This is a genomic window from Streptomyces sp. NPDC003691 (assembly GCF_053981115.1).
Genome location: NZ_JBSFNQ010000018.1, coordinates 84,115 through 105,156 on the forward strand (window position 1 = coordinate 84,115; position 21,042 = coordinate 105,156).

A 21,042-nucleotide genomic window follows, 5' to 3' on the forward strand; every position below is an offset into this window, starting at 1 on the left:
CTTCCGGAGTCCGGAGCGGGACCAACCGACACGCCGACGAGTCTCCGGTAAGCGTCAGCCGTGGGAAGCGTCAGCCGGTGGAAACCGCCAGATCGGCGCCCGCCCGCTCGGTGTCTCCGATGCCCTCGGGGCGCATGACCCGGATCAGTGACTGCCTGCCGTTCCGCTCCACCGCGGACACCAGCATCTCGGTCAGGGGGCCGCCGGACTCCTGGGCGGCCAGCATCAGCCGGGTCTCCCGTTCGCCACGGCCGACGACGGTGACGGTGTAGTCGAGGCTGGTGGAGTCGTATCCCATCGTCATCGCCGGGCAGGCCCGGGCCGCCTCCAGAACCCGCCGGGGAAAGCCACCGGCCCCCAAGAACTCGCGGATCAGAAGGTAGGAGCCGCGCTTTTCATGGCGGAATCCGGTGACCTCGTCCTGGGGCGTACGGCGGTCGAGCAGTGCCACGAGAGGCCGGCATCCGTCCGGTGAGACCTGGCCGATGACGGCTTCCGCGCCGCTGAGGACGGACTCCCTTGTCCAGCCCGCGCCTTCGAGACCGTCCGGCTCAGTGGAGGTGCATCCCGCCACCGTCAGGAGCAGGGCGAGTGTTCCGTACCCGGTGGACCGCCGTCCGTTCACTCGATCCCCAGATATCCGATCAGCTCCTTGCAGTGCGCGGCCGCCAGATCCACCAGTTCGCCCAGGACGACCGGCTGGTCCGTCTCCAGCGTCAGTACGGCATGGATCTCGGGGCCGAGCAGGACGTGTTCCGGGGAGGCGCTGTCCTGGGCCTTGTATCCGGGGGACTCGCCCTGGGGCGTCAGCTGCCGTACGACATAGGCGAAGACGAAGTCCTGCGGGGTGACCACCCGGCCGTGACGGACCCGGCAGACCTCCTGCGCAAGGTTGACCAACTGGACTGCCTGCGGTTCCAGTTCCCGCATTCTTCCTCCTCATCGGTGCGGGGCGCGCGGCACTCCGGCCGGAGTACCGCGCGCCCTCAAGATCGGTCCGGACCGGCCCGGTCAGCCGTTGCGGACGAGATGGCGGACGGGAGAGTAGTACGTCGGCAGCGCGAATATGTTTCCGTGCTGTCCGAAGTGGGTCCCCTTGGTGCGGTAGTAGTACCCGCCGATCCGTTTGGCCGCGGTGTCATTGACGTGGATGGTCTTGGCGGTGGAGTAGCTGATCACCTTCTTGCCCTGGTTCCGCCATTTTCCGTCCCGGTACAGCTGGATCTGGGCGCTGGTGTTGGCCTTGTCGAGGTTGTCGGAGCACTTGACCTGTACAAAGCCTTTGGCGTTCTTACCGCTTGTCGACCAGGGCGTACCCACGCCCTTCTTCCAGGAACATGTGATCTTGTGGGCCGCGGCGGGCGTCGCGCTGACGACGACTCCCAGAGCGGCGATCATGCCGGTGGCCGTGGCGGCGGCCAGGATCTTGGCTACCTTGATTCTGCTCACGTGGATCACCCCGTTAGAGATCTTCGAATGTTGTGAGCGTGTCCCTCCGGACTTTGCTGCACGGGGAGTCCGGACGCGAATGTTCCAGGGTATTTGGCGAGTTCTTACGGGTATCGCGCGGTCATAGCCGGTCCCTATGGCGCGATTGCTGAGCAGAAGTGTGCAATCCGAACATCTTTGTCAACGCCGAGTGGGATTGTCGTCACGCCGTAGGGGATTCCAGGATTCCGGGATTCCCGGCGGGCAACGGCGGCGGCGGGTGAATGCTGTGGGGCTGAGGTGGTGTCGAACCGGGGGGCTTTTGCGATGTCCTCGGCGCGCGTCACCGGTGCTGTGGTGCTGTCCGGCGGAGGGTGCGGATGCCGCGGGTCAGGGTGTACAGCGACGTGGCGAGCAGGAGGCCGCCGACCGTGTACCAGGGGATGGCGTTCTCTCCTGCGGCGCCGGCCCGGACGGCGAGGGCGAGGAAGGCCACCGCCAGAAGGGCCTCCAGGGCCGAGAGCGCGATGCCGATACGGGGTTCCATATGACCATTGTGGTAGCCGAGTTGTGTGTCTGCGGATGTTTTCCCGGAGGCTCGGCCGCCGGTATGAGACGGTCGGCCGTCCGGCTGTCCGGTAGGCACGGCCGGTTGCTACCGCGCGGTGCCGGGCGGCGCGCGGTCTTCGGGAGAGCGAGGCGGAAGCGTGGCACCGTACGACGTCAAGAAGGCGCAGAAGGAGTTCTACGCGCCCAGGAACACCGACTGGCGCATCGTGGATGTGCCGGAGCAGCAGTTCATCGCCTGTGACGGGGCCGGGGACCCGAATACGGCGCCCGCCTACCGGACCGCGGTCGAGGCGCTCTACGCGGTGGCCTACACGCTCAAGTTCGCGGCGAAGGCCATGGCGGGCGGGGACTTCGTCGTCGCCCCGCTGGAGGGGCTGTGGTGGTCCGACCGGCCCGACGCGTTCACCGCGCGGGCCAAGGACGAGTGGCAGTGGACGATGCTGATCGGGATGCCCCCGTGGATCACCGGGGAGCTGATCGACGAGGCACGCCGGGCCGCGCTGGCGAAGAAGAAGCTCCCCGCGGTCTCCGGCGTACGGCGGCTGGTCCTGCACGAGGGACCGAGCGCCCAGTTGCTACACATCGGTTCGTACGACGACGAGGCCCCCGCACTGGCGGAGCTGCACGACCACTACCTCGCCGCCAACGGGCTGCGGCCCCGGGGGATGCACCATGAGATCTATCTCGGCGACCCGCGCAGGGCGGCTCCCGAGAAGCTGCGGACCGTACTGCGCCAGCCGGTGGAGCCCCTGGGGTAGCTGGGCGGGTCCGCGCGGGCGCGGCGGCCGCCGTCGTTGGCGACCGCCCGCTGGATGCGGCGGGTCTGCCCGGGCGCGGTGCGGCGCCGCGCTCAGTGGGCGGTGCCGGGTCCGGCGGTGAGGGCGTGGCGGATCAGGGTGAGGAGTTCGTCGTCGGAGAGACCGATCGACCGGGCCTCGGCGGCCAGCTCGTGGATCTGCTCGATGAGCCGCCCCTGCCCGGGGCCGGCCGTATCGCTGATCACCGCGCCCCGGCCGCGGCGGAGTTCGACCAGGCCCTCGTCGCGCAGCTTCTGGTAGCCCCGCAGCACGGTGTGGAGGTTTATCTCCAGGGAAGTCGCCAGCTCCCGGGCCGCGGGGAGCCGCTCGCCCGGCGCGGCCGTACCGTCGGCGAGGGCACGCCGGACGGAGGCCGCGACCTGGTCACTGAGGGAGAGCGGCGACTGGGGGTCGATTCGGAAGAGCATCTCTCGCTCTCGGGGTGGGATCGGGGACGGGGGACGGCGGCGGCCGGGAGCCGGTGGTCAGGGGCCGGTGCGGCGGGCCCGGTCCGCCAGGGTGTTCAGGGTGGCCGCCGCCGTCCGGGCGTCGTCCACGGTCACCAGGAACGTACCCCCCGACGCCTTGCTGACGGCCAGCGCGTCGCCCGACCGCAGGATCACCCCCCGCGCCCCGGCCCGGGCCCGGTAGCCCCAGCCGCCGAAGTCCCGTACGGCGCTGACCGGGCTCACCGCGGCGGCGGATATCTCCGCCAGGGGGACATGGACGAGAGGCGCGCGCAATCCCGCCGGGGTGACCGTCAGCCCGCGGGCATCCGCCGTCACCCGGACCCGGCCGGTCGCGGCGAAGAGCAGCCCGAGGGGGAGGGCGACGGCCAGCAGCCACCAGCCCGCGAAGGCGCCGAGCGCGGTCAGGCCGGCGACCGTGATCCCGCCCGCGGTCAGCAGCCCGGGGCCGGTGGCGGTACGGGTCCAGGCGATCTGCTCCCCGGGGCGCAGCGGGAGCCGGACGCTTCCGTCCGCCGGTATCTCCCGGTCCGCCCCGGCCGGGTCCGGCCCGGCGGCGAACCAGGCGAGGGCGCCGGCCGCGAGCCCCGTGGCCCCGGCGGCGGCGAGCTGCCATGCCTCGAAGCGGACCGCCGCCGGGTCGGTGACGCCGGAGTTCGCCAGGAGCAGCATCACCGTGATGTAGGCGATGACGGCGATCGTGCCCGCTCCGGTCGCCAGCAGCAGCCGCGGTGCCGCGGTCGCCTGCCGCAGGTCCGAGGTGAAACGGGCCGTGACGGCGAAGAGGGAACCGAGCCCGAAGAAGGAGGCGAGGGCCGTCAGGACGAAGGCGCCCCGGCCGGTGAAGCCGTCGGCGCCGCCGTCCCCGCCGGCATGGGTGGCGAGCTGGTCCGGCAGTCCGTTCCGTACGGACGCGAAGACCGCCAGGAAGACAGCGGCGGCCGCGACCGGCGGCAGGGCCAGGACGCACCGCCGCCGCAGCCGGGCGGCCCGGGTCCCGGCGGACGGGTCCGGTGTGGGGGCCTGGGTTGCTGGACGTCTCACTTCACCCTCCGACCGGTTCGGTTAGTTCTATGTCTACTAGAACAATAGAGGGTGGGCGGGCCCGGAGGGAAGGGGGTTTTCCGGAAAGCGGCCCTGTGGTTGTGGCGGTGGTGGTTGTGGCGGCGGTGGCGGCGGCGGTTGCGGTTGCGGTGCGCAGGCGGTGTTCGGGTGGGTGAGCCGCCCGTCCGGACGGGAGGGCGCGGACTGATCCCGTCCGGACGGAGCGGTGCCGCGGGCGGGCGGCCGGCCGGGCGGGGGAGGTGCGGGCCGGACGGCAACCCGGGCGGGGACGGTGTCCGGGGCCGTACGGCGACCCGGTGGGTCAGGCGCCCGGCACCCGGTCCAGGAATCCCAGCACCGACGTGATCCGGCCGTCCTCCGCCAGGGTGATCACGTCCGAACCGCCCGCGGGCGACGAACCGTCGGCGAGGACCACCAGGTCCCAGCTGAAGCGGGCGATGCCGTGATGGCCGTCGACGGCCCCCTTCAGCCGGAACGCGCACCCCGGGAACTGTGCCGCGGCCGCCGCGATCCCACCGGCGATCGCCTCGTGTCCGGCGACCTCCATCAGCGGGTCGAGATAGGAGCCGTCCTCGGTCCAGGCGGCGGCGACGGCCTTCGCCCGGACCTCGGCGTCCGGGGCGTTCCAGGCGGCGAAGTAACGCTCGACAGCGGCTTCGTACACGGTGGTCTCTGGAGCGGTGGTCTCGGGAGCGGTGATCTCGGGCATGGCGGGGCCGTCCTTCGGGCGTCGGGAGTGCCGGGTTCGGCAGGGGCTTCGCCCGCCGGAACCGGCCGGCGGCGATGAGAGAAGCCTGCCGGTCCGGCCCCCGGGCCGTCGATGACCTCCGGGGTAATGGCCCGCGGCCCTGCCCCGTACCGCCCGCGGCGATCAGCCGACGGTCACCGGCGGCGGGCTCCAGCGCCGTTTCGGCGGCACCGTCCCGGACACTCCGAACTCCTTCTTCAGCTGCTCGGGGATCGCGTAGTGCATCACGCGCCCCCGGGTCAGCGCGGACAGTTCGAAGACCGACACCAGCCCGCCCAGCTTGTCCAGCGCCCACGCCCCGTACGGCGACCGGTCCTCGATGGTCTCCAGCACCCCCAGCAGATGCGGAACCGCCTTCACCGCGGTGTCCCAGGGGGTGCGCGGGACACCCAGCCAGTCCCCGCAGGTGTCTCCGACGAGATGCCGGACCAGGGCCCCGACCAGCGGATCGAAAAGGGTCCCCGGGACCACCTCCTCGTACAGCTCGACCAACTGCCGGGTCAGCTGCACCCCTTCCTCCGAAGGCCCCATATGGAGGGTCATATAGAGGTCGGAGAACTGGCGCGCCTCCGCCAGGGTCTTCGGCACCGCCTCCTGGTCGACGCCGAGCATCGCGCCGACCACCCGCCACGCGTAGTAGTACGCGTCCGCACCCTCGTCGCTCATATGGATACCGAGCCGGTGCAGACTGTCCAGGACCAGCAGCGAGAAGAACATCTGCCCGCCGATCATGTCCTCCAGACAGATCGGCACCCCGTCGGCAGCCGTGTCCCAGCGGTCCTCGTGCAGCAGATGCCGGCGGATCGACGCATGCAGCAGCCGCACCTTCTGCGCCGCCGGTACGAAGCGGCTGCCCGCCTCGAAGGCGTCCGGCCGCATCAGATAGACCACGAACTGCCCGGTCTCCGCCATCCGCTTCGACGGATAGGCCAGGGAGTGCGTCGCCGACAGCAGCCGCGCCACACGCGGTACGACGTAGCACGCGGGCATCGACGCGAACGACAGTGCCGTGGAGATGTGCACGTTGTTGTCGATGAAGAAGAGCCGTGCCTTCTCCATCTCGCCCCAGTCGACCCACGCGGGCGGCGCGGCGGTGGCCTCCAGATACTCGCGGGCCACGTCCGGCAGCCCTTCCGGCAGCGGGGAGCCCGCGGTGGAGACGTACCGCATCAGGGTGTTGAACGTACCGACGTCACCGTTCTCGAACAGGGCAGCGACGGTGGCATCGGCCAGTTCGTCACCGGTGTTGCGCAGTTGCCGGAGGGATTCCTCGGTATAGGGGTACGGCATCGGGGCGTCCTGCCTCTCGTGTCCGTGGGCGGGGGCGTGCGCGGTGGGTGTACGCGGCGGGTGTCGCGGCGGGCGCGGGCGCGGGGCGGGTCCGGGGCCAGGGGCCCGGGGTTCGGAGGCCGGGGGCCCGCCCGGGGTGTCAGAACCGGCGGACCGTCGCCGACTGCGCCAGGTCCGCCAGCGCGGCCGCCGCCGGGCGGGGCACGGCGACCTCCTCCAGGGCCCGGGTGGCCTCCTCGACCCGGACGGTGATCATCCGCTCGATCCGGCCCGGCGCGTCGAGCCGGGTCATCAGGGTCCGTACGGACTCCACCCCCGCCGCGTCCAGGGACCGCCCCCGGCTCAGCAGCGCCCGCAGCTCGGCCCGTTCGCCGTCGTCCGCGGCCCGCCAGGTCTCCGCGAGCAGCGCGGTGGGGCGGGCGGACCGCAGATCGTCCGGCGGCGCCTTGCCGGTCCTGGCCGGATCGCCGAACAGGCCCAGCAGATCGTCCCGGAGCTGGAACGCCTCGCCGAGCGGCAGCCCGTACGCCGAGTATCCGGCGCGCAGGTCCTCGCCCGCGCCCGCCAGCGCACCGCCGATCAGCAGCGGCTGCTCCACCGTGTACTTGGCGGTCTTGTAGCGGATCACCTTCAGCGACGACTCGGTGTCGGGCGGCGTACCCGTACGCAGGATTTCCAGGCACTCGCCCGCGATCAGCTCCCGCGCCAGCGCCGACCAGAGGGGGCGGGCCCGGGCGAGATAGGCGGCGGGCAGCCCGCTGCCGGTGAACAACTGCCCCGCCAGCGATATCAGCAGATCCCCGACCAGCATCGCCAGCGCCCGGGCCGCGCTCACCGTCCGCGGCCGGTGCCGCAGCCCGGAGCGGAGCGCGATATGCGCGGTGGGCCGCCCGTGCCGGAGCGGGCTGTCGTCGATCAGATCGTCGTGGACCACGGCGGCCGCGTGCACCAGCTCCATCGAGGCGGCCGCCAGCAGCAGGGCGTCGCTGTCGGGCTGTCCGGCGGCCCGCCAGCCCCAGTAGCAGAACGCGGCACGCAGCCGTTTGCCGTCCGCGACGGCGGCCTCGACCTGCTCGGCGACGGGCGCCAGCTCCGGATCGATGTCGACCAGCTTGTCCGCCTCGTCCGCCACGAAGCGGCGCAGTACGCCGTCGACCCGGCTCTTGAACGCGGCGGGGTCGTGGCGGTCGCGGCGGTCGTGGCGGTCAGTCGCCATGGAGGCCGGTCGCGTACCGGGACTGCCGGGCGAGCAGCTCCAGATGGGCGGGTGGCCGGGTGGCGTACCGGTCCAGGGCGAGCCGGCCCCGGGCCTTGAGGTCATGACCCGCGTCGGCCGCGAGGTCGGCGGTGTCGGAGCGGCGCAGCAGGCTCCGTGCGGTGTCGACGGCCGTACCGACCGCCGTGCCGACGGTGCTGAGCACCAGGTCGGCGAGCCCGGCGGCCACCAGGACCGCGGTTTCGTCCAGGGGCGTGTCTCCGGCGGGCCCGTGGCCCCGTCCCCCTCCGCGCCCCCGCTGGGTGTGCGGTCCCGATTCCCGTTCCGTCATGGCGTCGTCGCCCCCTGTGCGGTAGTCCGGTTATCCGGTCGTACCCCCGTCCCCCGGGGCCAGGGTCCCGGGCGGCCGGGCCCCGGAGCGAGAGCAGGGGGCGAGGTCCGTCCCAACGGGTGACCCGTACGCAAGCGCATGCGGATTGCGTACGGGGGCGGCCCCCGGGGCGGGACGGTTGGCGCGGGGCCTTGCCGCGCTGGGGCGGCGCCGGGCGCGGGCGGGGGCTTGCGGGGGCAGGGCCTTGTGGTGGGGCCCGGGGCCTCGGGCGGGGCGGGCGGGGGGCGGTGCGGGCGCTCCGGGGTTGTGCCCACCCGTTCCGCCCTGCGGAACGACTGCCTGCAACGGAGCTCTGCGGGAACGGTCGCCCGCAACCGGGTCAGAGGGTGCGTTCGAAGCAGAGGGAGTCGGGGGCGTCCCGGTAGGGGCCGAACGCGGGGATCGGGGTGTAACCGGAGCGGGTGTAGAAGCGGACGGCGGCCTGCTGCCGGTCGCCGGTCTCCAGCCGCAGCCGGGTCCAGGAGCGTCCCCGGGCCCGTGACTCCAGTGCGTCCAGCACCGCCGCCGCGGCCCCGGAACCGCGGGCGCCGGGGGCCACGTACATCCGCTTCACCTCGCCGGTGGCGGCGTCGAGCGCACGCAGGCCGCCGCAGGCGACGGGGGTGCCGTCGGGGGCGTACGCGACGACGAAGGCGGCGATGTCGGCCGCCGACGGAGGGGTGCCGGGCTCGCTGTCGCCGGTGCCGTACATCGCGGCTATCTCGGCCCGCTGGGCATCCCGGAGCGTGGCGGCGGCCGTATCGGACCAGGTCACGTCCTTGATCGTGAAGTTCATGCCGGGATTGTCGCCCCGGCGTGTTTCCGGGAGGTGACACGGTCCCGCGATGACCGAGCGGCCCTGCGGCGCCGGGCGCTGTCGGTGCCGGTCGCTACCGTCACACGTATGGACATGGTGACGGGGATACGGAGCGCGGTCGACGGCCGCGCCGGGGCGTGGGACTTCATCCGGGCCTTCACCGCCGAGTGGACCGCGGCTCCGCTCGGCGCGGGCGACGGATACGGACCCGAAGAGCTGGCGGCGGCCGAGGAGCGGCTCGGGCTGCGGCTCCCGGCCGCGCTGAAGGAGGCGTACGCCCTGCTGGGACGGCGTCCCGATCTCACCGACAACCACGATGTGCTGCGCCCTCTCGCGGGGCTGGCGGTGGACGAGACCGGGGAGGCACTGGTCTTCCGGGACGAGAACCAGGGCTGCTGCCGCTGGGGGATCCTCCTGGCCGACCTGGGGCACGACGATCCGCCGGTCGTGGTCCGGCCCGACCTGGCGGACAAGTCCGCGGAGGAGTGGGAGCCGTGGCTCGGGCGGGTGTCGCACTGCTTTGTGGAGATCGTGCTCGCGGAGGCGGTCCATGTCCCGGAGGAGCTGTCGGCCTTCCTCGACGAGCTGGAGGCGGCGGAGGTCGAGGTGGCGGGCGCGGCCGGGGCGGCGGCGGAGTCCGGGACGGGGGAGGGCTTCGTCCGGCTGCCGTTCCCGGACTATCCGGCCGGCGCCGTCCCGGGCACCCGCTGGTACGCGGGCCCGGAGGTGCTGGTCCGCGCCGAGGGGGTGGGCTATGTCCGGGCCCGGACCGAGGAGGCCCTGGACCGCGCGCTGGACCTGCTCCTCGGGCCGGAGGAGTAGCCCGCGGTCCCCGGGGATGCGGCGGCGGCCTTGTCTCCCGCGGCGCCAGGTATCACGATGGGCTCCAGCCGAGATATGACGAGTCGTCAGATTTCATCGTCGCCTGTCCTGCCGAGGAGGCCGCCGGATGGCTGCGCGGACCCTGCCCGAAGGGCTGCTCTCGTACGGGATGCAGTTGCCCGTCCAGTCCCAGAGCACCCTCTACGCCGAACCGTGGGAGACCCGTGCCGGGGTCGAGGACCTCGTCGAGGTCGCCCGTACCGCCGATCGCACCGGCTTCGCCTATATCGCCGTCTGCGACCATGTCGCCGTCCCCCGGCGGCTCGCCGACGCCATGTCGACCGTCTGGTACGACCCCGTCGCCACCCTCTCCTATCTCGCCGCCGCCACCCGCAGGGTCAGGCTGCTGAGCCATGTCGCCGTGGTCGGACTGCGGCATCCCCTGATCACCGCCAAGCAGTACGCCACCCTCGACCACCTCTCCGGCGGACGGCTGGTCCTCGGGGTCGGGGCCGGGCACGTCCGGGAGGAGTTCGAGGCCCTCGGGGCCGACTTCGACCGGCGCGGAGCGGTCCTGGACGAGACGATCGACGCCCTGCGCGCGGCCCTCGGACCCGGGGAGTACCCGGAGCACCGGGGCGAGCTGTTCGCCTTCTCCGGGCTGGGCCAGCGGCCCCGGCCCGCCCAGGAGCGGATCCCGCTCTGGGTCGGCGGCTCCTCGCCCGCCGCCGTACGCCGGGCCGCGCTCAAGGGCGACGGCTGGCTGCCCCAGGGCGACCCCCGGGACCGGCTGCCCGCGCAGATCGCCCGGCTCCGGCGGATCCGGGAGGCCGCCGGAATCGAAGCGCCCGCCGAGATCGGGGCCATCGCCGAACCGCTGTACGTGGGCGAGCCGGGCTGGCCGGTGGGGCGGCGGACTCTCACCGGGAAGCCGGAGGCGCTTGCGGAATCGCTGCGCGCCTATGCCGCGATGGGGGTGCGGCAGATACAGATCCGGCTGCGGAGCCGGAGCTGCCGGGAACTCACCGACCAGATGGCGGCGTTCGGCGCGGAGGTCGCGCCGCACCTCAATCCCTGAGCCCGGGCCCGGGCCCCGGGGTCCTCGCGTCGGGCGCCTGCGGGCGGGCGCCACGCGTCCGAGGCGGGCGCTTGGGGCGGCCGGGCGCCTGTGGTCGGGGCGGGCGGGGGGCGGTGCGGGCGCTCCGGGGTTGTGCCCACCCGTTCCGCCCTGCGGAACGACTGCCCACAACGTGGCTGCCGGAGCGGCTGTCGACAACGTGGCTGCGCCGCCGATAACGAGGAGACGTTGGGAGCGATGACGATGAGCGGAAGCGACAGCGGGACGGGGAAGCTGGACGGGCGCGTGGTGCTGATCACCGGGGCCGCGCGGGGGCAGGGCGAGGCGGAGGCCCGGCTGTTCGCCGCCGAGGGCGCCCGCGTCGTCCTCGGTGACGTCCTCGACGAGCAGGGCGCGGCCGTCGCGGACGAGCTGGGCAAGGAGACCGCGGTCTACGTCCGGCTCGACGTGACCCGCGAGGAGGACTGGGCGGCCGCCGTCGCCACCGCCGGGGAGCGGTTCGGGCGGATCGACGGGCTGGTCAACAACGCGGGCGTACTCCGCTTCAACGAACTGGTCCGCACCCCCGCCGCGGAGTTCCAGCAGATCACCCAGGTCAACCAGGTCGGGGTCTTCCTCGGCATCAAGGCCGTGGCCCCCGGGATCGCCGCGGCCGGCGGCGGCACGATCGTCAACACCGCCTCGTACGCGGGGATGACGGGCATGGCGTACGTGGGTGCCTACAGCGCCTCCAAGCATGCCGTGATCGGGCTGACCCGGGTCGCCGCGCTGGAGCTGGCGGCGAAGGGGATCCGGGTGAACGCCGTCTGCCCCGGCGCGGTCGACACCCCGATGACCGACCCGGCCGCCCTCGACCCCCGCGCCGATCCGGCGGCCGCGCGGGCGTCGGCGGCGGCGCTCTACCGGAAGGTGGTGCCGCTGGGCCGGGCCGGGCGGCCGGAGGAGATCGCCCGGCTGGTGCTCTTCCTGAGCTGCGAGGACTCCTCGTACATCACCGGGCAGCCGATCGTCATCGACGGGGGCTGGCTGGCCGGGGTCACCGCGGTGTGAGGCCGGGGGCGCCGAGGCGCGGCCGGTACGGGCCGGTGCCCGGCCCGCGCCCCGCCGGGTGCGTACGGCGACCGTACCCCCGAGTCCACCTGACGGGTCGTCAGCTATTGACGTCTCCCGGGGGCGGTGGAACAGTCGACGGCAGTGATCTGACGCTCCGTCAGGTATGCCGGGGCCGGTGACAACCAGGCGGCCGGGACCCAGAGCCGAGAACCGGAAACCGAGAACCGGAAACCGAGAACCGAGAACCGAGAACCGAGGACGGTGAACCACCCGTGGAATTCGGGATCTTCGTACAGGGATACGTCGGCAGGCGCGCCGAGACCGACCCGCTCGCCGAGCACAAGGCGCTCATGGAGGAGACGGAGTACGTCGTCGCCGCCGACCGCGCCGGCTTCAAGTACGCCTGGGCCTCCGAGCACCACTTCCTGGAGGAGTACTCCCACCTCTCCGCCAACGACGTCTTCCTCGGCTATCTCGCGCACGCCACCGACCGCATCCACCTCGGCTCCGGGATCTTCAACCCCCTCGCCCCGGTCAACCACCCCGTCAAGGTCGCCGAGAAGGCCGCCATGCTCGACCACCTCTCCGGCGGCCGGTTCGAATTCGGCACCGGGCGCGGCGCGGGCAGCCACGAGATCCTCGGGTTCCTCCCCGGCATCACCGATATGAACCACACCAAGGAGATCTGGGAGGAGACGATCGCCGAGTTCCCCCGGATGTGGCTCCAGGAGGAGTACCAGGGCTTCGAGGGCCGCCACTGGTCGCTGCCGCCGCGCAAGGTGCTCCCCAAGCCGTACGGGACGGCCCATCCGCCCATGTGGTACGCGGCCGGCTCGCCCCCCTCGTACGCCATGGCCGGGCGGAAGGGCCTCGGGGTCCTCGGCTTCAGCGTCCAGAAGGTCGCCGATATGGAGTGGGTCCTGGAGACGTACAAGACGGCCGTCGCGCAGGCGGAACCGGTCGGCGCCTTCGTCAACGACAACGTCATGGTCACCTCCACCGCCATCTGCGCGGAGACCCACGACAAGGCCGTCGAGATCGCCGTGTCCGGGGGGCTCAACTACCTCCAGTCGCTGCTCTTCCGCTACCACGACACCTTCCCCCGCCCCGACGGCGTACCCGAGTGGCCCGAGCTGCTGCCGGACTACACCGCCGAGATCGTCGAGATGCTGATCGCCGAGGAGCTGATGATCTGCGGCGACCCGGACGAGGTCCGCAGGCAGTGCAAGCGCTGGGAGCAGGCGGGCGCCGACCAGTTGTCGTTCGGGCTGCCGATCGGCATCTCGTACGAGGACACCATGACCACCATCCGGCTGATCGGCGAGCACGTGATCCCGCATATCGACACCGACCCGGTGCACCGGACCACCCGCTTCCGGGAGTCCGCGGCCGGGACGTCCGGAGCCTCCGGAACCCCCTGAACCGAGGGAGGAGAGAAGAGGAGAGACGATGCTCGACCACCTCATCCGGTCCGCGACCCTCGTGGACGGCACCGGAGCGCCCGCCCGCCCCGCCGATGTCGGGCTGCGGGACGGCCGGATCGCCGTCATCGGCCCGCCGGGCTCCGTCACCGGGCGGGCCGGGACCGAGGAGGACGCCGACGGGCTGGTGCTCGCCCCCGGCTTCGTCGACCCGCACACCCACTACGACGCCCAGTTGTTCTGGGACCCGTACGCCACCCCGTCCCTCAACCACGGCGTCACCACCGTCGTCGGCGGCAACTGCGGATTCACCCTCGCCCCCCTCCACCCCGCCCGTCCCGCCGACGCCGACTACACCCGGCGGATGATGGCCAGGGTCGAGGGCATGTCCCTGACCGCCCTGGAGGAGGGGGCGCCCTGGAACTGGCACACCTTCGGCGAGTACCTGGACGCCCTGGAGGGCCGGATCGCCGTCAACGCGGGCTTCATGGTCGGCCACTGCGCCCTCCGGCGGCACGTCATGGGCGAGGAAGCGATCGGCGGCCGCCCCACCGACGGGCAGCTCGCGGCGATGGTGGAACTGCTCCACGACGCCCTGCGCTCGGGCGCCTGGGGCCTGTCGACCACCCAGTCCGGCACCCACGCGGACGGCGACGGCAGGCCGGTGGCCTCCCGTCACGCCGGCCCCGGCGAACTCCTCGCGCTCTCCCGCGCCGTCGGCGAGCACGAGGGCACCCAGCTGGAGGCCATCGTCGCGGGATGCCTCGACCGCTTCAGCGACGAGGAGATCGACCTCTTCGTCGCGATGACCGCGGCGGCGGGCCGCCCGCTCAACTGGAACGTGCTCACCATCGACGCGGCGGTGCCCGAACGGGTGCCCCGGCAGTTGCTGGCGAGCGAACGGGCCCGGGCCGCGGGCGGCCGGATCGTCGCCCTGACCATGCCGATCCTCGCCCCGATGAACATGTCCCTCGGCACCTTCTGCGCGCTCAACCTGATCCCGGGCTGGGGCGAGGTACTGGCCCTGCCCGTGCCCGAGCGGATCGCGAAGCTCCGCGACCCCGCGGTCCGGGCGGAGCTGCTGCGCCGCGCCGACTCCCCGGAGGCCGGGGTCTTCCGGCGGCTCGCCGACTTCGCCCGGTACGTCGTCGGGGACACGTACAGCACCGGCAACGAGGGGCTCACCGGCCGGGCCGTCGGGGACATCGCCGCCGAACGCGGCCAGGACCCCTTCCACTGCCTGGTGGAGATCTGCGCCCGCGACGGGCTGCGGACCGTGCTCTGGCCGATGCCCCGCGACAACGACCCGGCCTCCTGGGAGCTGCGGCGGCGCACCTGGGAGCACCAGGACGTGCTGCTCGGCGGCTCGGACGCGGGCGCCCATCTGGACCGGATGTGCGGGGCGCCGTACACCACCCGCTTCCTCGGGGACTGTCTGCGCGGCCGGAAGCTGGTCCCGCTGGAGACGGCGGTCAGGATGCTCACCGGCGATCCCGCCCGGCTCTTCGGGCTGCGCGACCGCGGCCGGATCGCCGAGGGCCACCATGCCGACGTGGTGCTCTTCGACCCCGGCCGGATCGACGCCGGGCCCGCGACCCTGGTCCACGATCTGCCCGGCGGCAGCCCCCGGCTGGACGCCCGGGCGGCCGGGCTGGTGTCGGTCCGGGTCAACGGGGTGGAGACCATCCGCGACGACCGGGTGACCGGGGCCGTACCGGGGACCGTCCTGCGGTCCGGCCGGGACACCAGGACGGTGTCGACCCGGTGAGCGGCGCCGCGGTCGCGGGCCGGCTGTTCATCGGCGGGGAGTGGGTGGACCCCGGCGGCGGCCACTACGCGATCACCGACCCGGCCGACGGCAGCACCGTCGGGCCCGCGCCGGAGGCGAGCCGCGCCCAGGTGGCGGACGCGGTCGCGGCCGCCCGGGCCGCCTTCGGGCCCTGGTCGCGCACCCGGCCCGAGGAGCGGGCCCGGATCCTGGACGCGGCCGCCGCGATCATCCAGCGGGACGCCGCCGGATCGGCGGAGCTGGCCCGGCGGGAGAGCGGCGCGACCACCGCGACCGCGCGGGCCATGCAGGTGGGGGTGGCCGCGGCCCGCTTCCGCCGCTATGCCCGGGGCGCCCTGGAGCCGGTCGAACAGCCGCTGCCGCCGCAGGTCACCGCCGCCGGGCCGATGGGCGGCGGCGGGGTGCTGGGCGCGCTCGCGGTCCGCCGCCCGGTCGGGGTGGTCACCTGTGTCACCTCCTACAACAACCCGTGGGCCAATCCGGCGGGCAAGGTGGCCCCGGCGCTGGCCATGGGGAACACGGTCGTGGTGAAGCCCGCCCCGCAGGACCCGCTGTCGGTGTTCCGGATGGCGGCGGCACTGGCGGCGGCCGGGGTGCCGCCGGGCGTGGTCAACGTGGTCACCGGCTCGTCCCCCGGGGTGGGGGAGGCCGCGGTCGGCGACCCGGATGTCGACATGGTCAGCTTCACCGGCTCCACCGCCGTCGGCCGGCGGATCGCGGAGGTCTGCGGGCGCGGGATGAAACGCCAGCTCATGGAGCTGGGCGGCAAGGGCGCGGCCCTGGTCTTCGACGACGCCGACCTGAACGCCGCGGTCGCGGGCATCGGGACGACGTTCTCCTTCTACAGCGGCCAGATCTGTACGGCCCCGACCCGGGTGATCGCCCAGCGCGGGGTGTACGAGCGGATCACCGGCCTGCTCGCGGCGTACGCGGCAAGGCTCCCGGTCGGCCGCCCCTCCGACCCGGCGACGGTCGTCGGCCCGCTGATCTCGGCGGCCCACCGGGACCGGGTGGAGTCGTACATCGAGCTGGGCCGCAAGGAGGGCGCCCGCCTGGTCACGGGCGGCGACCGGCCGACCGGCGAGGGGCTGGACCGGGGGTACTACGTCGCTCCCACCCTGTTCGCCGACTGCACCGGCGGGATGCGGGTGGTCCGGGAGGAGATCTTCGGCCCGGTGGTCGTGGTCCTCCCCTTCGATACGGAGGAGGAGGGCATCGCCCTCGCCGCCGACAGCGACTACGGCCTGATCGACTACGTCTGGTCCGGCGACCCGGCACGGGCGTTCCGGGTGGCGGGGCTGCTGCGCTCGGGCGGGGTGGGCGTGAACACGGTCGGCCGCAATATGGAGGCGCCGTTCGGCGGCTTCCGGATGAGCGGCGTCGGCCGCGACACGGGCTCGTACGCCCTCCACGCCTACAGCGAGACCCAGTCCCTGGTCTGGCCGGGCGGCTGATGCCCCGCGGGGCGGGCGGGGCGCGCCGGGGCCGTGGCGGGGCGGGGGCAGGCCGGGCGTCAGCCCTCCGCCAGCGCCCGGGCCACCACCGGCCGCAGCTCCGCGTACTGCTCCGGGAGCGCGGCCAGCAGCCGGTGCTCCAGCGCGCGCCCGGGATCGGCGAGCATGCGGTCACCGGCGGCGACCAGCCCCCGGAACACCCGGTAGGTGCGGTCACCATCGGTGATCACGAAACCGCGGTAGCCCAGACCGGGCGGCGGACCCGGCGGACCCGAGGGACCTGACGGACCTGAGGGACCTGACGGACCTGAGGGACCTGAGGGACCTGACGGACCTGAGGGACCTGACGGACCTGAGGGACCTGACGGGCCTGAGGGACCTGAGGGACCCGGGGCACCCGGCGCACCCGCCTCGTCCGGCGGACCGGCCGCCGGGCGGAGGGCGGCGACCAGCTCCCGGAGGGCCGCCCCCGTTGCGCCCTCCGGCCGCCAGACGGGATTGGGGCGGCCGCTGAACAGGTCCAGTTCGACGATCACCGGTCGCCCTCCACAGGGGGTTGCCGCCCGGCGGCGGATCAGTTGATGACCACGGACTTCCCCGCGTAGAAATAGCGGCAGAAGTCGGTGTAGCCACCGCGGTTGCAGGTCTCGGGGTTGGTGATCAGCACCCCGCTCTCGTCGTAGTTGCGGGCTGCGGTGCCGCCGGGCTTGTGGCCCCAGAAGTCACCCTTCTGCTCCCGGTACCAGTGGTAGTCCCAGCCCGGCCAGACCACCAGGGCCATGAGCCGACGCGGGTACTCCGAGTCCGGCAGACAGTCGTAGCGGTATACCAGCCCGTCGGCGAGCGCCGCCTGGCTGACGTTGTAGCAGGCCATGGTGCCGGTCTGGGCGCCGTGCGCGCGGCCGGGCTGGGCGAACGTGTCGGTGCGGGAGTTGCGGGCGTAGTTGTAGCAGTTGTTGTACGGCTGGACCTCCGGGCGGTTCCAGAAGTCCGGGTTGAACGTGCTGACCTCGTAGTAGCAGGTCGCCGCCTCCGCCGTCTCCTGGGTGGAGACCTGGTCGGGGGGCCGTGGCGGGGTTTTCATCGCGGGGTGCCAGGTGGGTGGTCTCTCGAAGAAGGTGTGGAGCTGTTCCAGTACGAAGTCCCGGGTCCGGGCGTCGGCCGGGGCCGGGCCGTGCTGGTCCGGTCCGGCCTCGCTCTCCACGGGCATATCGGCCACGAGCCTGCGGGCCAGTTCGGCGGAGGCGGCCGGATCGGCCGCGGCGAGTGTGCCGAGCGAGAAGGCGGCCGGCAGACGGTCGGGCCAGGCGACGTTGTCGTCGGTGGCGGAGGCGACGGTCACCTCCCGGTAGCCGAGACCGTCGTATCCGGCGCCGGGCAGTCCGATCGCGTCCCGCGCCTCCTGGGCGACGGTTTCCAGCAGATTGCGGACGGCGCCCTCGTCGGTGACCACCCAGGTCGGGTTGGGGCGGCCGGAGAAGATCTGAACGGTGACACGGAGCATGCTGCGACCTCCGGTGCAGGGTGCAGGGGGGTGTACCGGGCCGTACGGGCGGACCGCCCGCGGTCTCCTGGGCCGAGTCTCCGGCCGCCCGGCCGCCCGTGCCGTGGCGGAAGGGTCCGTCCGGGTCCTCCGACGACCCCACCGGTGGAGCGGACGCCGGTTGTGCGCTCGACCGGTGGGGGCACGGCGGCCACCGGGGCGGACCGGTGACCCGCGGGGCGCTCCGCGCGGTGTTCGCTGAGGGCTCAGGGGAAAATTTCAAACCCGACAAAACGGACAGTGCTGCGGTTATCGTATGTCGTGAAAACGCCACTGGGCCTTGCATGGTGCGCTTGACGATCGTCATCAAGCTTTCATGTGCAGGTAATAATCCTGTAGGGCCACTGAAATCAAGGGTTCGATATCCGGACGAATGGCTTCCGGATGTGGAAACCGCAGGGTTTACCGTCCTGTCCATGACTCAGTTGGATGCCCGGCCGCAGGCCGGGAGCACGGTAGGGGGAGCCGCCCCCGGCGGGGGCGGTGGCGTACGCGGCAAAGGGCTCGGCGGCAACTCCGTCGGGCTGATGGGCAGTGCCGTCATCGGCATCTCCACCGTCGCGCCCGTCTACTGCCTCACCTCCACCCTCGGTTCCACCGCGGGCGAGGTCGGGCTCCAGATGCCCGCCATCTTCCTGGCCGGCTTTCTGCCGATGCTGCTGGTCGCCTTCGCCTACCGTGAACTCAACCGGGTCATGCCCGACTGCGGCACCTCGTTCACCTGGACGGTCAAGGCCTTCGGGCCGAAGATCGGCTGGATGTGCGGCTGGGGTCTGGTGGTCGCCACGATCATCGTGCTCTCGAATCTCGCCGGAGTCGCGACCTCCTTCTTCTGGCTGCTCGCGGGCGAGATCACCGGCAGCGATTCGGTGGCCGCGCTCAACGACAACAAGGCCGTCCACATCCTCACCGTCCTGGTCCTGATCGCGGTCGCCACCGCGATCAGCTACCGGGGCATGACGGCCACCAAGAGCGTCCAGTACGCCCTGGTGGGCCTCCAGCTCCTGGTCCTCGCGATCTTCGTGGCGATGGCGCTCGGCAAGGCCGGGGACTTCGAGACGTCCCTCTCCTTCTCCGCCGAGTGGCTGAACCCCTTCGCCGTCGAGTCCTTCGCCGCCTTCACCGCCGGACTCTCCCTCTCGATCTTCATGTACTGGGGCTGGGACGCCTGCCTCAGCGCCAACGAGGAGACCACCGGCAGCGGCAAGACCCCCGGCCGGGCCGCGCTGATCGCCATGGTCGTGCTGGTCGGCTCGTACCTCGTCACCGGTGTGGTGGCCCAGATGGCCGTCGGCTCCGGCGAGACCGGACTCGGCCTGGCCAACCCCGAGACCTCGGACAACGTCTTCGCCGTACTGGCCGGTCCGATCATGGGCACCGGCCTCGGTGTGCTGCTCTTCGTCGCCGTGCTGGCCTCCGCCGCCGCCAGCCTCCAGACCACGTTCATCCCGGTCGCCCGCACGGTGCTCGCGATGTCGGCGTACGAGGCGCTCCCGGCCTCCTTCTCGAAGGTCAACCCGCGCTTCAAGACCCCCGGCCTGGCGACCGTCGTCGCCGGTGTCGGCACCGGCGCCTTCTACACCGTCATGACGCTGCTCAGCGAGAACGTCCTCACGGACACCATCTACGCCCTCGGCCTGATGATCTGCTTCTACTACTCGCTGACGGCCTTCGCCTGCGCCTGGTACTTCCGCAAGGAGATCTTCCGCACCGGCCGCGACTTCGTCTACAAGGGCCTCTTCCCGGTCCTCGGCGGAGTGATGCTGGCGGCCGTCTTCGGCAAGACCCTCTACGACATGTGGGACCCCGCCTACAGCGGCTCCTCCGTCGGCGGTGTCGGCACGGTCTTCGTGATCGGTGTGGGCCTGCTGCTGCTCGGCCTGGTCATCATGCTGGTGATGCGCCGGACCAGCCCGGCGTTCTTCCGGGGCGAGGTCCTGAAGCGGGACACGCCGTCGCTGGTGATCAACGACTGACACGGGCGGCGTGGCGGTACGCGGTACGCGGTGCCGCCACGACGTACCGGATACGGGCCGGGGCCGGGCGCCCCGGCCCGTTCGCGTACCCCCGCATGTCCCGGGGCCGCCGCCGGGTCCGTGCGGGACGGGCGGGTGCCCCGCCGAACCGGGGCCGGTGCATGGGACACGTACCGGCATATGTGCTCCGGCCACCCCGTCCGGAGATTGCGGCGTGATAGCGATCATGTCCTTACCAGGGGGTTCGCCGTCCACCTAGCGTCGGGCGCGGTGCCGCCGGGGTCCGTCCCGGCGGCCTTCGCCGGAGGAGACGGCATGACAGTGAAGAGCGCACCACGGCGGCGGATCCGGCGGCCCGCAATGCTTCTGAGCGCCCTCGCGCTCGCCGCCGCATCGGTGGCGGTCACCGTACCCGCCCAGGCATCCGGCCCGGCCGCTCCGGCCGCTCCGGCCGTGGTGCTGCCCGCGCCGTCCGCCGGGGACACCCGGGCCGCGGTAACGGCCCTCGACGCCGGGCAGCGGTCCCAGCTCCAGGCGGAGATCGACCAGCAGCTCGCGGCCACCACCGGCGGCGTCCAGATCAGCGCCAACGAGATCTCCTACAACGGTGGCGAGCCCATCATGGTCTTCCCGCTGCCCGGCGCGGCGACGGCCCCGGCGTCCAGCGGGGCCGCGCTGACCACCGAGGGTGTCGACCCGGCGGTGATCGGAACGAACGCGGTGGAGGGCTGCCCGGCGGGAGAGTGGGACAACCGCTGGTACTGCTTCTACCAGCACCCGGACTTCGGGGGCCGTCGGCTCCAGTGGAACCAGGAGCACTGCAACGGCGTGAACTTCGGCCAGTACGACTTCCGCAACCGGGCGTCGGGATGGGTGAACACCACGATCCCCGGCCATCCCCTCCGGCTGAACGTCCATGTCTGGGACACCGACCCCGCGCCGGACGACTTCCTGTGGACCGGGACCCCCGGGGGCAAGGACGCGCATGTCGGCGCGGCCAACAACGACAAGGCCGACCTCTTCCGGTCCTGCCGCGGCGGCTGAGCACGGCGCACGGGGCGCATCGCATACGGGACACGGCATACGGCATACGGCCGGAGGGGCCTCGAGACCGGTGACATAGGTGCCGTCGCCCTGG

Annotated in this window: 22 protein-coding genes; 9 read left to right on the forward strand and 13 right to left on the reverse strand. The window is 72.6% G+C overall.

The window, feature by feature from the left end; all coding sequences use genetic code 11:
• Positions 1-70: 70 nt before the first annotated feature.
• The 4 genes from ACWDR0_RS12045 to ACWDR0_RS12060 form a co-directional block, all read right to left on the reverse strand.
• Positions 71-625, reverse strand: coding sequence for a hypothetical protein (locus tag ACWDR0_RS12045; protein ID WP_456351540.1), 555 nt, complete (start codon positions 623-625; stop codon positions 71-73).
• Positions 622-930, reverse strand: coding sequence for a hypothetical protein (locus ACWDR0_RS12050; protein WP_456351541.1), 309 nt, complete (start codon positions 928-930; stop codon positions 622-624). The genes ACWDR0_RS12045 and ACWDR0_RS12050 overlap by 4 nt, the downstream gene beginning before the upstream one ends.
• A gap of 81 nt (positions 931-1,011) precedes the next feature.
• A complete protein-coding gene (locus ACWDR0_RS12055; protein WP_456351542.1) occupies positions 1,012-1,449 on the reverse strand; it encodes a hypothetical protein in 438 nt (145 codons plus the stop codon).
• 322 nt (positions 1,450-1,771) lie between these two features.
• Positions 1,772-1,975 carry a hypothetical protein gene (locus tag ACWDR0_RS12060; protein ID WP_456351543.1) on the reverse strand — a complete coding sequence of 68 codons (204 nt, stop codon included), beginning with the start codon at positions 1,973-1,975 and terminating at the stop codon, positions 1,772-1,774.
• 160 nt (positions 1,976-2,135) lie between these two features.
• Between ACWDR0_RS12060 and ACWDR0_RS12065 the strand changes: the two genes are divergently transcribed.
• Positions 2,136-2,756: a GyrI-like domain-containing protein gene (locus ACWDR0_RS12065; protein ID WP_456351544.1), complete on the forward strand. Its 621-nt coding sequence runs from the start codon at positions 2,136-2,138 to the stop codon at positions 2,754-2,756.
• 92 nt (positions 2,757-2,848) lie between these two features.
• On the opposite strand, the gene ACWDR0_RS12070 is transcribed toward ACWDR0_RS12065, so the two are convergent.
• From ACWDR0_RS12070 to ACWDR0_RS12100, 7 genes are all read right to left on the reverse strand, one after another.
• Positions 2,849-3,223 (reverse strand): GntR family transcriptional regulator, encoded by a 375-nt coding sequence (locus tag ACWDR0_RS12070; RefSeq protein WP_456351545.1) that lies wholly within the window; start codon positions 3,221-3,223, stop codon positions 2,849-2,851.
• 57 nt (positions 3,224-3,280) lie between these two features.
• Entirely contained in the window at positions 3,281-4,306 is a 1,026-nt protein-coding gene (locus ACWDR0_RS12075; protein ID WP_456351546.1) for a hypothetical protein, read from the reverse strand.
• 322 nt (positions 4,307-4,628) lie between these two features.
• On the reverse strand, positions 4,629-5,036 hold the full coding sequence (locus ACWDR0_RS12080) for a nuclear transport factor 2 family protein (RefSeq protein WP_456351547.1): 408 nt from the start codon (positions 5,034-5,036) through the stop codon (positions 4,629-4,631).
• Between the two features lie 162 nt (positions 5,037-5,198).
• Positions 5,199-6,365: an oxygenase MpaB family protein gene (locus ACWDR0_RS12085; RefSeq protein WP_456351548.1), complete on the reverse strand. Its 1,167-nt coding sequence runs from the start codon at positions 6,363-6,365 to the stop codon at positions 5,199-5,201.
• Between the two features lie 139 nt (positions 6,366-6,504).
• Complete coding sequence (locus ACWDR0_RS12090; RefSeq protein ID WP_456351549.1) at positions 6,505-7,581, reverse strand: polyprenyl synthetase family protein; 1,077 nt, start codon at positions 7,579-7,581, stop codon at positions 6,505-6,507.
• A complete protein-coding gene (locus ACWDR0_RS12095) occupies positions 7,571-7,912 on the reverse strand; it encodes a polyprenyl synthetase (protein ID WP_456351550.1) in 342 nt (113 codons plus the stop codon). The genes ACWDR0_RS12090 and ACWDR0_RS12095 overlap by 11 nt, the downstream gene beginning before the upstream one ends.
• A gap of 379 nt (positions 7,913-8,291) precedes the next feature.
• Positions 8,292-8,747 (reverse strand): GNAT family N-acetyltransferase, encoded by a 456-nt coding sequence (locus ACWDR0_RS12100; protein WP_456351551.1) that lies wholly within the window; start codon positions 8,745-8,747, stop codon positions 8,292-8,294.
• Between the two features lie 108 nt (positions 8,748-8,855).
• Between ACWDR0_RS12100 and ACWDR0_RS12105 the strand changes: the two genes are divergently transcribed.
• The 6 genes from ACWDR0_RS12105 to ACWDR0_RS12130 all read left to right on the forward strand — a co-directional run bounded on the left by ACWDR0_RS12105 (position 8,856) and on the right by ACWDR0_RS12130 (position 16,385).
• A complete protein-coding gene (locus tag ACWDR0_RS12105) occupies positions 8,856-9,590 on the forward strand; it encodes an SMI1/KNR4 family protein (RefSeq protein WP_456351552.1) in 735 nt (244 codons plus the stop codon).
• A 127-nt stretch (positions 9,591-9,717) separates the two neighbouring features.
• Positions 9,718-10,668, forward strand: coding sequence for an LLM class F420-dependent oxidoreductase (locus tag ACWDR0_RS12110; protein WP_456351553.1), 951 nt, complete (start codon positions 9,718-9,720; stop codon positions 10,666-10,668).
• 237 nt (positions 10,669-10,905) lie between these two features.
• Positions 10,906-11,718: an SDR family NAD(P)-dependent oxidoreductase gene (locus ACWDR0_RS12115; protein ID WP_456351554.1), complete on the forward strand. Its 813-nt coding sequence runs from the start codon at positions 10,906-10,908 to the stop codon at positions 11,716-11,718.
• A gap of 275 nt (positions 11,719-11,993) precedes the next feature.
• Positions 11,994-13,142 (forward strand): LLM class flavin-dependent oxidoreductase, encoded by a 1,149-nt coding sequence (locus ACWDR0_RS12120; RefSeq protein WP_456351555.1) that lies wholly within the window; start codon positions 11,994-11,996, stop codon positions 13,140-13,142.
• A gap of 28 nt (positions 13,143-13,170) precedes the next feature.
• Entirely contained in the window at positions 13,171-14,910 is a 1,740-nt protein-coding gene (locus ACWDR0_RS12125; RefSeq protein ID WP_456351556.1) for an N-acyl-D-amino-acid deacylase family protein, read from the forward strand.
• Positions 14,907-16,385, forward strand: a complete 1,479-nt coding sequence (locus ACWDR0_RS12130) for an aldehyde dehydrogenase family protein (protein ID WP_456351557.1) — start codon at positions 14,907-14,909, stop codon at positions 16,383-16,385. Before ACWDR0_RS12125 ends, ACWDR0_RS12130 begins: the two co-directional genes overlap by 4 nt.
• 59 nt (positions 16,386-16,444) lie before the next feature.
• Here ACWDR0_RS12130 and ACWDR0_RS12135 read toward each other — a convergent pair whose 3' ends face one another.
• The gene (locus ACWDR0_RS12135) at positions 16,445-16,615 is read right to left on the reverse strand and encodes a hypothetical protein (protein ID WP_456351558.1); all 171 of its coding nucleotides are present in this window, start codon (positions 16,613-16,615) and stop codon (positions 16,445-16,447) included.
• A 344-nt stretch (positions 16,616-16,959) separates the two neighbouring features.
• Positions 16,960-17,889 carry a hypothetical protein gene (locus ACWDR0_RS12140; RefSeq protein ID WP_456351559.1) on the reverse strand — a complete coding sequence of 310 codons (930 nt, stop codon included), beginning with the start codon at positions 17,887-17,889 and terminating at the stop codon, positions 16,960-16,962.
• 455 nt (positions 17,890-18,344) lie between these two features.
• On the opposite strand from ACWDR0_RS12140, the gene ACWDR0_RS12145 reads away from it, so the two are divergent.
• Positions 18,345-19,904, forward strand: a complete 1,560-nt coding sequence (locus ACWDR0_RS12145) for an APC family permease (protein ID WP_456351560.1) — start codon at positions 18,345-18,347, stop codon at positions 19,902-19,904.
• A gap of 315 nt (positions 19,905-20,219) precedes the next feature.
• Complete coding sequence (locus ACWDR0_RS12150) at positions 20,220-20,948, forward strand: peptidase inhibitor family I36 protein (RefSeq protein WP_456351561.1); 729 nt, start codon at positions 20,220-20,222, stop codon at positions 20,946-20,948.
• The last annotated feature ends 94 nt before the right edge of the window (positions 20,949-21,042 follow it).

Coding starts and splice junctions, on each gene's coding strand:
- ACWDR0_RS12050 (WP_456351541.1), bottom strand. CDS start 930: ATGCGGGAACTGGAACCGCAGGCAGTCCAGTTGGTCAACCTTGCGCAG.
- ACWDR0_RS12060 (WP_456351543.1), bottom strand. CDS start 1,975: ATGGAACCCCGTATCGGCATCGCGCTCTCGGCCCTGGAGGCCCTTCTG.
- ACWDR0_RS12070 (WP_456351545.1), bottom strand. CDS start 3,223: ATGCTCTTCCGAATCGACCCCCAGTCGCCGCTCTCCCTCAGTGACCAG.
- ACWDR0_RS12080 (WP_456351547.1), bottom strand. CDS start 5,036: ATGCCCGAGATCACCGCTCCCGAGACCACCGCTCCAGAGACCACCGTG.
- ACWDR0_RS12085 (WP_456351548.1), bottom strand. CDS start 6,365: ATGCCGTACCCCTATACCGAGGAATCCCTCCGGCAACTGCGCAACACC.
- ACWDR0_RS12090 (WP_456351549.1), bottom strand. CDS start 7,581: ATGGCGACTGACCGCCACGACCGCCGCGACCGCCACGACCCCGCCGCG.
- ACWDR0_RS12095 (WP_456351550.1), bottom strand. CDS start 7,912: ATGACGGAACGGGAATCGGGACCGCACACCCAGCGGGGGCGCGGAGGG.
- ACWDR0_RS12100 (WP_456351551.1), bottom strand. CDS start 8,747: ATGAACTTCACGATCAAGGACGTGACCTGGTCCGATACGGCCGCCGCC.
- ACWDR0_RS12105 (WP_456351552.1), top strand. CDS start 8,856: ATGGACATGGTGACGGGGATACGGAGCGCGGTCGACGGCCGCGCCGGG.
- ACWDR0_RS12110 (WP_456351553.1), top strand. CDS start 9,718: ATGGCTGCGCGGACCCTGCCCGAAGGGCTGCTCTCGTACGGGATGCAG.
- ACWDR0_RS12115 (WP_456351554.1), top strand. CDS start 10,906: ATGACGATGAGCGGAAGCGACAGCGGGACGGGGAAGCTGGACGGGCGC.
- ACWDR0_RS12125 (WP_456351556.1), top strand. CDS start 13,171: ATGCTCGACCACCTCATCCGGTCCGCGACCCTCGTGGACGGCACCGGA.
- ACWDR0_RS12140 (WP_456351559.1), bottom strand. CDS start 17,889: ATGCTCCGTGTCACCGTTCAGATCTTCTCCGGCCGCCCCAACCCGACC.
- ACWDR0_RS12145 (WP_456351560.1), top strand. CDS start 18,345: ATGACTCAGTTGGATGCCCGGCCGCAGGCCGGGAGCACGGTAGGGGGA.
- ACWDR0_RS12150 (WP_456351561.1), top strand. CDS start 20,220: ATGACAGTGAAGAGCGCACCACGGCGGCGGATCCGGCGGCCCGCAATG.